12 protein-coding genes and 1 pseudogene are annotated in these 11,944 nt (G+C 44.8%); 10 read left to right on the plus strand and 3 right to left on the minus strand.

What is annotated here, in order from left to right; genetic code table 11:
- Positions 1-196 (minus strand): annotated as a pseudogene (locus tag A8806_RS08930) (IS1634 family transposase); the annotation flags it as partial.
- A gap of 281 nt (positions 197-477) precedes the next feature.
- On the opposite strand from A8806_RS08930, the gene A8806_RS08935 reads away from it, so the two are divergent.
- The 3 genes from A8806_RS08935 to A8806_RS08945 all read left to right on the plus strand — a co-directional run bounded on the left by A8806_RS08935 (position 478) and on the right by A8806_RS08945 (position 5,747).
- The gene (locus A8806_RS08935) at positions 478-2,208 is read left to right on the plus strand and encodes an ABC transporter ATP-binding protein (RefSeq protein WP_109730854.1); all 1,731 of its coding nucleotides are present in this window, start codon (positions 478-480) and stop codon (positions 2,206-2,208) included.
- 1 nt (position 2,209) lies between these two features.
- Positions 2,210-3,952: an ABC transporter ATP-binding protein gene (locus tag A8806_RS08940; protein WP_109730855.1), complete on the plus strand. Its 1,743-nt coding sequence runs from the start codon at positions 2,210-2,212 to the stop codon at positions 3,950-3,952.
- A gap of 142 nt (positions 3,953-4,094) precedes the next feature.
- On the plus strand, positions 4,095-5,747 hold the full coding sequence (locus A8806_RS08945; RefSeq protein ID WP_109730856.1) for a hypothetical protein: 1,653 nt from the start codon (positions 4,095-4,097) through the stop codon (positions 5,745-5,747).
- A gap of 132 nt (positions 5,748-5,879) precedes the next feature.
- Here the strand turns inward: A8806_RS08945 and A8806_RS08950 are convergent, their stop codons facing one another.
- Both A8806_RS08950 and A8806_RS08955 read right to left on the minus strand, forming a co-directional pair.
- Positions 5,880-6,260 carry a DUF3783 domain-containing protein gene (locus tag A8806_RS08950; RefSeq protein WP_109730857.1) on the minus strand — a complete coding sequence of 127 codons (381 nt, stop codon included), beginning with the start codon at positions 6,258-6,260 and terminating at the stop codon, positions 5,880-5,882.
- Positions 6,261-6,307: 47 nt separating this feature from the next.
- On the minus strand, positions 6,308-7,333 hold the full coding sequence (locus tag A8806_RS08955; protein ID WP_109730858.1) for an Rpn family recombination-promoting nuclease/putative transposase: 1,026 nt from the start codon (positions 7,331-7,333) through the stop codon (positions 6,308-6,310).
- Between the two features lie 553 nt (positions 7,334-7,886).
- Between A8806_RS08955 and A8806_RS08960 the strand changes: the two genes are divergently transcribed.
- From A8806_RS08960 to nrdR, 7 genes are all read left to right on the plus strand, one after another.
- On the plus strand, positions 7,887-8,123 hold the full coding sequence (locus tag A8806_RS08960; RefSeq protein WP_109730859.1) for a hypothetical protein: 237 nt from the start codon (positions 7,887-7,889) through the stop codon (positions 8,121-8,123).
- A gap of 17 nt (positions 8,124-8,140) precedes the next feature.
- Entirely contained in the window at positions 8,141-8,350 is a 210-nt protein-coding gene (locus A8806_RS08965) for a helix-turn-helix transcriptional regulator (RefSeq protein WP_109730860.1), read from the plus strand.
- Positions 8,347-8,826, plus strand: coding sequence for a hypothetical protein (locus A8806_RS08970; RefSeq protein ID WP_109730861.1), 480 nt, complete (start codon positions 8,347-8,349; stop codon positions 8,824-8,826). Before A8806_RS08965 ends, A8806_RS08970 begins: the two co-directional genes overlap by 4 nt.
- A 158-nt stretch (positions 8,827-8,984) precedes the next feature.
- A complete protein-coding gene (locus A8806_RS08975; protein ID WP_109730862.1) occupies positions 8,985-9,758 on the plus strand; it encodes an ABC transporter ATP-binding protein in 774 nt (257 codons plus the stop codon).
- A 1-nt stretch (position 9,759) separates the two neighbouring features.
- A complete protein-coding gene (locus A8806_RS08980; RefSeq protein WP_109730863.1) occupies positions 9,760-10,965 on the plus strand; it encodes an ABC transporter permease in 1,206 nt (401 codons plus the stop codon).
- Positions 10,966-11,104: 139 nt separating this feature from the next.
- On the plus strand, positions 11,105-11,359 hold the full coding sequence (locus A8806_RS08985; RefSeq protein ID WP_109730864.1) for a YlmC/YmxH family sporulation protein: 255 nt from the start codon (positions 11,105-11,107) through the stop codon (positions 11,357-11,359).
- Positions 11,360-11,474: 115 nt separating this feature from the next.
- A complete protein-coding gene (gene nrdR, locus A8806_RS08990) occupies positions 11,475-11,924 on the plus strand; it encodes a transcriptional regulator NrdR (RefSeq protein WP_109731108.1) in 450 nt (149 codons plus the stop codon).
- Positions 11,925-11,944 lie beyond the last annotated feature (20 nt).

Below are 11,944 nucleotides of genomic sequence, written 5' to 3' on the forward strand. Positions count from 1 at the left end.
TTAAAGTTTCTAGGCGTGCTTCTTCTTCTGCCCACGCCATAACACCGTCCCTGTCGGTACCGAGACGTTTTGACAGTTCCGCCAGGGTGCCTAATTTCCGGATGGTCTTCGAAGTGCTTTTGCCCTGGGCGTTGGTATAGGATTTGGTAATATAAAAGGATTCAGAATTCTTTGATTTTGATGTAGTCACGCGCATAGTAATCACCTCAATATAAGTATACCACATATCACTAAATATTACTATATATTAAATTAAAATAGTTGACAAAAAAAGCGCCTATTTCTAGGCACTATAAGGGTTTTTCTTTTATGCAACTGTCAAACGCCCGAGTCAATACTTTCTTGTTAAAGTTTATTTACGCTTTACTGCCGTACAACATCGTGCGCTTCAACCCCGTTTACAGGCGGGTTTTCATCTGGTACAATGTTAGGTATCTTTGGTTATGATATGACAGATTATATACGGAGGGGTTGGAAGTGAAAAGATTATTACCATTTTTGAGCGGTTATAAAAAAGAGAGCGTGATTGGTCCGCTGTTCAAGCTGCTGGAAGCAACATTTGAACTGATCGTGCCTTTAATCATGGCGCAGATCATCGATGTAGGAATTAAAGAACAAAATATTCCTTATATATGGAAGATGGGGGCGGTTCTGGTTGTCTTTGGTGTACTGGGGCTTTCCTGTTCCCTGCTTGCACAGTACTTTGCAGCGAAGGCCGCGGTTGGTTTCGGGACTGGGCTGCGCCACGCATTGTTTCACCACATTGGGCAGCTCTCTTATGTTGAGATAGACAAGGCCGGGAGTTCCACGCTTGTCGTGCGAATGACCAGTGACATTAATCAGGTCCAGTCAGGGGTAAATCTGGTACTGAGGCTGTTCCTTAGGTCCCCGTTTATTGTTGTGGGGGCTATGATTATGGCTTTCACGATCGATGTGAAGGTTGCAGTGATATTTTTAATTACGGTTCCACTTTTATCTCTTGTGATTTATGGAATCATGATGCTGACGATTCCTTTGTATAAGAAGGTACAGAAAAGTCTGGATGATGTTCTGCTTTCTACACGTGAAAACCTTGCAGGGATACGTGTAATCCGTGCCTTTTGCACACAGGATCAGGAAAAAGAGGAGTTTGAGGAGAAGAGCAGTCTGCTGATGAGATTCCAGCAGCGGGTGGGGAAGATTTCAGCACTTCTGAACCCTTTGACATACGTGCTTGTTAATGTGGGAATCATTGCCGTTGTCTGGTATGGCGGAAGCGCTGTGGATACAGGAAGGATTACACAGGGGGAAGTCATCGCACTCGTAAACTACATGTCCCAGATTCTGCTGGCACTGGTAGCGCTGGCGAATCTGATCGTATCTTTCACCAAGGCCGTGGCATCGGCGGGAAGAATCAATGAAGTATTTGACCTGGAATCTGGAATCAGAGACGGCAGTGAAGATGACACATGCAGGGATTCCAATGCCCCGCGTGTAGAGGCGAAGGATGTTACATTCTATTATCAGGGAAGTAAAGAGCCGGCGCTGTCCCATATCACATTCACTGCATATGCAGGGGAAACGATAGGTATCATAGGAGGTACAGGCTGTGGAAAATCTTCGCTTGTGAATCTAATCCCCCGTTTTTATGATGCCAGCAAGGGGGAGATGCTCGTAAACGGCGTTAATGTGAAGTCGTGGAAGCTAAATGAGCTTCGTGAAAAGGTGGGGATTGTTCCCCAGAAAGCAGTACTGTTTCACGGTACAATCCGTGAAAACATGCAGATGGGAAAGGAAAATGCATCTGATGAGGAGATAAGAGAGGCACTGAAGACGGCTCAGGCACTGGAAATTGTCGAGACAAAACCGGAAGGTCTGGATACGCCTGTGAGCGAGGGCGGAAAGAATCTTTCAGGCGGGCAGAAGCAGCGGTTAACGATAGCAAGGGCACTTGTGAGGAAACCGCAGATTCTGATTCTGGATGACAGTGCATCTGCGCTGGATTTTGCAACAGATTCCAGGCTGCGGAAAGCTCTGTCCGAGGATACGACTGGGATGACCGTATTCATCGTGTCACAGCGGGCGGCCTCTATTATGTATGCCGACAGAATCCTTGTGCTGGATGACGGGGAGATCGCAGGCTGCGGCACCCATAGTGAACTGCTTGAAACATGCAGTGTATATCAGGAAATCTGCTACTCACAGCTTTCCAGAGAGGAGGTAGGTTAACATGACGGGCAGAAAAGATAAAACGACGTGGAAAATTATACGTCTGATTAAACCATACCTGCATTATCTCATACTCTCTCTTGTATTTGCAGTTATATCGGTGGCTCTTACCTTGTATGCGCCGATTTTGACAGGAAATGCGATTGACTATATTATCGGGATCGGACAGGTTGATTTTGATTCGGTTTTTTATATACTGAAAATACTGACAGCGGTTGTTTTTCTCACAAGTGCTGCACAGTGGATGATGAACCTGTGCAATAATACGATTACCTACCGTGTTGTAAAAGACGTCAGGACGCGTGCGTTTGCACAGCTTCAGGTCCTGCCTTTAAAGTATATCGACAGCCATCAGTATGGTGAGACGATCAGCCGCATCATCACGGATGTGGAGCAGTTTTCGGATGGCCTGCTGATGGGATTTACCCAGTTATTCACAGGTGTGGTCACCATTGTAGGAACACTGGTCTTCATGCTTTCGATTAATGTGAATATTTCGCTGGTAGTTATCCTCATTACGCCGTTGTCGCTGTTTGTGGCAAGTTTCATAGCGAAGAGAACCTATATGATGTTTAAAGCGCAGTCGGAGGCGAGGGCAGAGATGACTTCCCTTGTAGATGAGATGGTAGGAAACCAGAAAGTGGTTCAGGCTTTCGGATACGGCGACAAGGCGCTGGAGAGATTTGATGAGATCAACAAAAAACTGCAGGAGGTAAGTCTGAAAGCAATTTTCTTTTCCTCGATCACGAATCCGAGTACACGATTTGTCAACGGACTTGTGTATACCGGCGTCGGTATTGTAGGAGCATTTACCGCGATGGGCGGGGCGATTTCAGTCGGACAGCTTTCCTGTTTCCTGAGCTATGCAAATCAGTATACAAAGCCCTTCAATGAAATCTCAAGTGTGGTAACAGAGCTGCAGAATGCCTTTGCATGCGCAAAGCGTGTATTTGATTTTATCGAGGAGACACCGGAAATTCCGGATGCAGGAGATGCCGAAATTATGGAGCAGGCAGACGGGAGCCTGAGGCTTGAAGATGTGTCCTTTTCCTATAAGAAAGATGTCACGCTTCTGGAACATCTGAAACTGGATGTAAAACCGGGACAGAAGATCGCAATCGTCGGTCCGACCGGATGCGGGAAGACGACGCTGATTAACCTGCTTATGCGTTTTTATGATGTAGACGCCGGCCAGATCATCTTAAGCGGACATGATATCCGCGAGGTGACCCGCGACAGCCTGCGGGCAAATTACGGTATGGTACTTCAGGATACATGGTTGAAATCAGGTACTGTAGCGGAAAATATCGCCTACGGGCGGCCGGATACGCCGAGGGAGGATATCATAGCAGCGGCAAAGGCGGCGCATGCCCACAGTTTTATAAAGAGAATGAAAGACGGATATGATACGGAGATACAGGAAGAGGGGGGAAATCTGTCCCAGGGGCAGAAGCAGCTTCTCTGTATTGCAAGAGTCATGCTGAACCTGCCGCCAATGCTGATTCTGGATGAGGCTACATCATCGATCGATACGAGAACAGAGATCAAGGTGCAGGAGGCTTTCCAGAGGATGATGGAAGGCAGAACAAGCTTCATCGTGGCACACAGACTTTCAACGATCAGGACGGCCGATGTGATTCTTGTCATGAAGGATGGTAATATCATTGAGCAGGGAAGCCATGAAGAACTGTTGGAAAAAGGTGGATTCTACCAGCGGTTGTATGAAAGCCAGTTTGCACATTAAGACCCAGACTCTTTCCGTTCACAGAAAAAACACATTTCTGCTACATGGATGTCAAAAATTTTTCATACAATTATGCTGACTCATGGAGAAAAGCAGGTATGCTGGTAGATATCCGGAAATAAGGGGCAGAAAGGATGGTCTAATGAAAAAAAGATGGGTACGTATGATTCTGGGTATAACGATACTGTCGTTTGCATTCACAGGGTGCAGCCGTCAGGGGACGAGTGATGAAATTACTGTTTACGGACAGGTTGCGAAGATCGAGGGAGAACACATTACAATCGCACTGGCACAAAGGAAAGATTCAAGCTCCGAAATTCCGGAGGAAGACTACAGCAATGTGATATTGACAGGAGAAGAACAGGTTATCACTGTTTCTGATAAGACAGAAGTACAGGAGTCCGAAGTATCTTCCGGAAAACAAGAGGAAACAGAAGCTGGGTCCATTGATGACATTGAGACAGGGGATATCATTGTGGCAATACTGGAAGGGGCAGATGCGAAGACAGTTACGATTCTGCCGGATGCCTCAAGCATTGAGAAACAGGACAGTGCAGATCAGGCAGAGACGGATGGAACTGCCAAGGGCATCATTGAACTGTCAGCGGTCCTTCAGGTAGATGGCAAAAGCGACACTTCCGATAAAGAATCACTGGGGTCAAGTAAAGAGAATGAAAGTGTTGTACTGGTAAAGAACAGTGGGACTTTGAATATGACAAATGCTAAGCTGACAAAGGCCGGAGATACAACAAGTGTGGATGAAAGTAGTTTTTATGGTGTAAATGCGGTTTTTGTAACGACCGCAGGAAGCGAATCCAGCATCGGCAAAAGTGAGATAACATCATCATCTGAAGGTTCCGGGGGGATTTTTTCTTCGGGGAAAGATGCATTAGTCCATGTCAGTGATGTGAAGATAGAGACGTCAGGGGGATCTTCAAAAGGTCTGACAGCGACATACGGCGGCACGATAGAGGCGGCTGACGTCGATATAACGACCAGCGGAGACCAGAGTCCGCCGATAGCAGCCGGAAAAGGCGGCGGAACAGTAAGTGTAACAGGCGGTAATATTTCTGCTTCCGGACAGGGGAGTCCCTGTATTTATTCGGAAGGGAAGATTGCATTGGAAGACCTGACCGGTAATTCTGAAACAGGACCGATTATCGTGGTTGATGGGAAGAATTCCGTGAGCCTGAACAAATGTGATTTTACAGGAGTCGGGAAACAGGGGATCATGCTGTATCAGAGTACTGAAGGGGATTCCAAAGAAGACCCGGCAAAACTGAAAGTAACCGATTCCAGGCTGACATCGACAGGGCAGGGACCCATGTTCTATATTACCAATACGAAGGCTGAAGCGGTTCTTATAAACACAGAATTGATATATCAGGGGAAAATACTTATTAACGCTGCCGGCAATGATACGAATAGCTGGGGGACGGCAGGAAAGAACGGGGGCGATATTACACTGACAGGAATTGCACAGAAGCTGCAGGGTGATATCATCTGTGATGAAATAAGCAGGGTGACAATAAATCTCACGGAACAGTCAACATTAAAGGGCACTGTAAATGGGGAAAACAAGGGACAGAATGTGGATATTTCTCTGGATAAAGACTCTAAATGGGAATTAACCGGGGATTCCTATGTAAATGTTATTAAGAATGATGATTCAAAATGCAGTAATATTCAGTCCAATGGACACTCTATTTACTACGACAGCTCAAATGCCGGAAACAGCTGGCTGAATAAAAAAACGATTACATTAAGCGGGGGTGGAAAACTCCTTCCGTGGTAATACTGGCACTATAATGCATAGGAAAAGGCTCTATTGAATACGCACAACCCGGATATTCCGGGCGTCACTGTATTCGATAGAACCTTTTTAACGTATAAGAAAGCAGCATCTGTTACAGAAATATGCTGAAGACTACTTCTTCGGAGTCATAGCCTCATGCTCCTGCCGGATTTCTGCAAAACATTCCTGTGCCGTCCATAACTGGTTCGTAGGAGTAAGCACTGCCTTGTAGGGGAGAGGGCCCGCCCCGCTCTTTTTTAGGGCTGCAAGTGCCTGATTCAGCCTGTTGTCATCGAAAAAGGCAAAGACAATCATCGTATCCGGCAGATCGTCCCCGTTATAGGCCCCTTCTTTGGGAACCGCGTCTTTCACACCCGCCAGTACGCCGAGCGGCTGATTGTACTCTTCCGTCTTTACTTTCTTTAGACGCACGTGTAGAGGGAATAATGCCATCTCTATTTTCAAAAGCTTCTCTTTATCTGATACGTGAAATAATAATATAGTTTCTTTCATAGTGTAAAATCCTCCTGAACTCTCAAAAATCTAATGTAGCTTACAAGCTATTCTAATATATGTTTTACTTTATCTATACTAATATTACAAAGGGCGGCAATTTCTTCCGGTGATTTACCTTGCATGAAAAGTTTGAAGATCTGGCGGGTACGGCGTTCCCCTTCCTGTTCCCCCAACTCTTTGCCCCTGCACATCCCAATTTCTTCTCCAGCCTTACGTCCGATTTCCTCGCCGGCTTTGCGTCCAATCTCTTCACCGGCTTTGCGTCCGATTTCCTCCCCAGCTTTGCGTCCAATCGCCTCCCCAGCTTTGCGTCCGATTTCCTCGCCGGCTTTGCGCCCAATCTCCTCGCCGGCTTTCAGCCCTCTCTTTTCAGCGCTTTTTATCTGGGTATTATAATCTTTCAATGCCTTTTCACGGGCCTCATATTCCAGCCGCTTTTTATCATCCGCACTCAGTTGGAGCAGTGTATTGTATGCTTCATCGAGATATTCGTTTGTCTTAGCCATAGTCTGAAACTCCTCTCTGTTTTTACCACTGAAGAACCTCATCCATGCAAGAACATCCTCGCCAGTCTTTACTTCAGGGGGCAGTTTTTTCAGTTCCAGTATCTGAAGCTCCATTTTATCCGAATAAAGATCATAGGTGCTGTCATCCCGGAAATGAATCCTGCGGTAACATTCTTTGTCATTGGGAAAATGGATGAAATCTAAAATACTTACATGGATACATTTCTGCAGTTTTTCATAGGATTCACCCTTGCGGATCTGGCTGTCAAACATCTTACTGAGGTAGAACATGGCGCGTTCATCCCAGTATTCAAAGTATTTGACCTGCATTTCCATATTCATCTGCGTCCCGTCCTTAAGTAATACACGTACATCCATGATTCCCAGCTTATCATCAGCCGAGTCTCTCGGAAGCAGCGTGGGGAGAAGAATCGTATCCTCGACTTCATCCGGCGACAGGTTCAGCAATGCTGAAATGAAGCCCTTCCTGACTTTGGGGTTCTGCATCAGTTCCTTGAAACAAAAGTCTACAGTGGGTAACATAATAAAGTTGCTTTTGGTCATAAAATGAAATCTCCTTTCCTGTGCAGAAAACAGATAATACACATGTAAGGAGTTCTTCTGACTTATTATTATCATATCACGAAATGCAGATATGTAAAAGACAGGAATCTCTTCAATATGTAGTACTCAGATTTTGTTTTCTGCGGTTCTAATAAGTAATTAATTGGGTAAACCGGCGAACTGCCGATTGAAAAATGAAAGGTGAATACCTTTCGAAGTTTCTGATAGAACTATATCATGAGATAAGAAAAAGAGCAATTAGGCATTTTGACGAAATTGGAAGACACAGAAAATCCGATGCTGTAGTTTGACGATATAACATCGGATTTATTCGTTTACAAGTAGTGGGGGGCAACAAAAATTGTCCCTAATTTTTTTAAATTTTACAGGGCAAAGAGGTTGAAAATTAATAATGTAAAACAAACTTTACAAAAAATGTAAAACACACTTGACATTTAATGTAAAGCAAACTATACTTTATTCAGAAAGACAAATACGGAAACATGATTTTAGGCTTTCATAATCCATAAAGTAGCAGAAAGGAGAAGTTCCAATGAGAAGAGATTTACGTAAGGAAGTAAAAATAGGATTATTGGTGTGTGCAGGAACGTTAACGATGGAACAGTTTTTTGCTGTGCCTGAGTTTATTAAATGCGTGATGTTAGGAATTGGCATATGCTTTGAACTAATAGGGCTGCTGTCGGAAGAAAAGTACCAGAGACTGAAAGCAAAGAAGAAAGAGCTTTTCAGATTCAGGCAGGGTGCAGACAAGAATCATGATAAAACATAAGAAAGCGGGGAAGCGTATTGATTAACCGGATTCAGGAATTAAGGAAAGCGCGGAAGATTACGCAGAATGAGCTGGCAGATGCGGTTGAAGTGACAAGGCAGACCATTATATCGCTGGAAAACGGCAAGTATAATGCATCGTTGATTTTAGCCCATAAGATCGCACAGTATTTTGAAATGAGTATAGAGGAGATTTTTATATTTAATCTGGAGGAGGAGAACATATGATAGTGAAAACATTATTAAAAGGTGCAAAGACCGATGAGGAGTACAGGAACAAGTTGAAGAGCAGATGTAAGGCCGATATCCTGCTTTGTTTTGCGGGGGCTGCAGCCATAATTGCGGCGCTGTTTGCAATGATGCGTATGGAAACCATGCATGCAGGATTTGTATGCGGATTATTTTCAGGAACCGGGGCAGTTATCATTGTCATGGGAATTAAGGAGTATATAAAAGCAAAGAAACTTCTGCGTGATGAAAAACGTCTGAGGGCGGAACGGCTGAAAGAGTCCGATGAAAGGAACAGCCTGATCATGCAGAAGACGATGTACCTGACAGGATATATTATGCTTGGTCTCTGTTATGTGACAATGCTGATATCCGTGTTCTTCAATATGATGGTATTCTGGTGCATATGGGCCGTGACAATATTGTACTGCCTGCTTCTGGCTGTTATCAAAAAGTACTATGAGAAGAACCTGTAATTCCGGGTTTCTGATTTCAGGAAAGCAGACTGAGAAATTAAATATAAAAACCCAATAAAAAACAGGGATAAAACTGGTAAAATATTTTGGTTGACAAATAGATAACAAAGACTTATATTTGTATTAACACAATAATACAGATATGAGGAGGGGAGATTATGATTGAAATCAAAGGCATGACCAAGATTTATAAGCTGAACAAAAAGCAGATGAAGGAATCCAAGACGACGAATCCGGTCAAGACTGCTGTTAATAACCTGAGCCTGACTGCAAAGCCGGGAGAGATATATGGACTTTTAGGACCAAACGGGGCGGGAAAGACGACGACACTGCGCTGCATCTCTACGATTATCAAGCCCACAAAAGGAGAGATATTCGTTGCAGGGCACGAGGTACAGAAGGAGCCGGAAAAAGTAAGGGAGAAGATCGGTTTCCTGACCGGTGATATCAAGCTGGACCCGCAGTTTTCCGTTGACTATATGTTTGACTTCTTCGGAAGACTGCATAATATACCGGAAGACAGGTTAAAGTCCCGGAAAGAAGAACTTTTTACTTATTTCGGGATCAAGGATTTTTCACATAAGAAGATCAAAGAGCTGTCAACAGGTATGGCACAGAAGGCGGCTATCGCAGTCTGCCTTGTGCACGACCCGGAGATTGTGATATTTGATGAGCCGACCAATGGGCTGGATGTTATCACGGCCAGAAGCGTGACGGATTATCTGAAAAAGCTGCGGGATGACGGCAAGCTTGTCATCATCTCCACACATGTGATGTCCGAGGCTGAGAAGATCTGTGACAGGATCGGGATTATCATTGACGGATGTAAAGTTGCTGAGGGGAATCTGGAGCAGATCCTCCACGATACGAATACAGAGGATCTCGAAGATGCTTTCTTTGAACTCTACAGAGACATAAAAGGGGGGAAGTAAGATGAGTGGAATCAGTCAGATATGCCGGAAAGAACTGGCCAGAGTATTTAAAGATAAGAAGATGATTTTTTCCGTTTTCCTGCTTCCTGTCCTTATCATGGTCGGGATCATGACACTGGTCAGCAGTCTGAGCACGAGTGCACAGAATGATGTGGAAGCGCATAATTCTATTGTATATGTCCAGAATGCCCCGGACGGATTTGAAGACTTTTTAAGATCATCAGATAAAGAATGTGAGATTATCCAGATGAGCGACCGTGCAGGCACGGAAGATATGATCAGAGACGGGAATGCAGACCTGCTGATAGAATTTCCGGAAGGTTTCATGGACGCGGTTACGGAGTATAAGGCCGGTGATTCTGTCCCTCAGATCAAGACCTATTATAACCCGTCGGAAGATTATTCACGTGCGGCATATGATGCGATTTCATCAGGCGTGCTGGAAAATTACAGGGAGACACTTCTGGCAGACCGCGTGGAAGACATGGCGGGGCTGACCGTATTTACGGTGAATTCTGACAATCCGGATATGGTCATTCAGGATGAAGAAAAGGCCGGCGGGAAGATACTCGGTATGATGCTGCCTTACTTTATAACGATCCTGTTATTTGCTGGTGCGATGGGGATCGGGACGGATATGGTAGCCGGTGAGAAGGAGCGTGGTACAATGGCAAGCCTTCTCGTGTCTCCGATAAAAAGAAGCTCGATCGTATTAGGAAAAGTATTCTCACTCATGATTATTTCCGGTGTCTCTTCGGTTGTCTATGTGGGGGCTATGGTAGCCTTTATGCCACAGATGATGGGCGGCATGGGAGGTTCGGATTTAGGCGTGAACCTGTCGCTGAACCCGGCACAGATAGGAATGCTGGCGGCGCTTTTAATTGCAATTGCGTTTATGTATTCCGCGATCATCGTTCTGGTATCTGTATTTGCCAAGACTGTAAAGGAAGCGAACTCCTATATCATGCCAGTGTATATGCTCGTACTTGTACTCGGAATCACAACAATGTTTACAACAAAGACCCCACAGGAATGGCTTTATGCCGTACCGATCTATAACACATCACTGACGCTGCAGGGAATCCTGACACAGGAGGTCACCATGATGCAGTATGGACTGACACTGGGAGTAACACTGGTTCTCGGAGCGGTACTGATCGGTGTAATCGCGAAGGCATTTGAGAGCGAGAAAGTGATGTCAATTTAACCATTACACAGTATCACCGATTCTGAATGCCTGCATATAGTAACAGTAAGAATAACTGCTGTTGCTGTATGCGGGCATTTTTTGTGTTATCAGAAAATGGGTCCGTATGAAGCAGGCTGACTGTTCAGGATGGGAAACTATGAGATTATGTGAACTGCGGGAAAAGGAAGTAATCAACGTATGTGACTGTAAGAGGCTGGGGTGTGTCGTAGACATAGACATCGATGTCAAAGAAGGCAGGGTTGAGGCGATCATAATTCCGGGCCCCGGGAAGATATGCGGGTTTCTGGGGACAGACTGCGAATATGTGATTCCGTGGCGCTGTATTAAGAAGATTGGTCCGGATATTATATTAGTAGAAATACAGGAGGAAAAGTTTCTTCAGAAGCTGTAAAGACCCGCCCCGGAAAAGGGCAAAAAAGCCCGTAAATACGCGAAACATCATCTGGACACAGTAAAGGATATTGTGTATAATGAGGACAGAATTGGTAGGAAAGGCGGAATATATTATGAAATGTCCTTATTGTGGCCACCCCGATACGAGAGTTATTGATTCAAGACCGGCGGAAGAGAACAATTCCATTCGCAGAAGGCGTTCCTGCGATGTGTGCGGAAAGCGTTTTACAACTTATGAAAAAATTGAGACTATTCCGCTGATCGTGATCAAGAAAGATAACAACAGGGAACAGTATGACCGTGCCAAGATAGAACAGGGTGTTTTAAGTGCTTGTTATAAACGTCCGGTTCCTGCATCTGAGATCCAGAAGACGATAGATGAAATTGAACTGGAGATTTTTAACAGGGAAGAGAAAGAGATTCCGAGCAGCAAGATCGGCGAGATCGTGATGGACAAGCTGATGGCTCTGGACCCTGTAGCTTATGTTCGTTTTGCATCCGTTTACAGGGAATTTAAGGATGTGAATACATTTATGTCAGAGCTGAAGCAGTTCCTTGAATAAGTGATGGATATCATCTGTTT

The organism is Faecalicatena orotica, assembly GCF_003149245.1.
GTDB lineage: Bacteria > Bacillota > Clostridia > Lachnospirales > Lachnospiraceae > Faecalicatena_A > Faecalicatena_A orotica.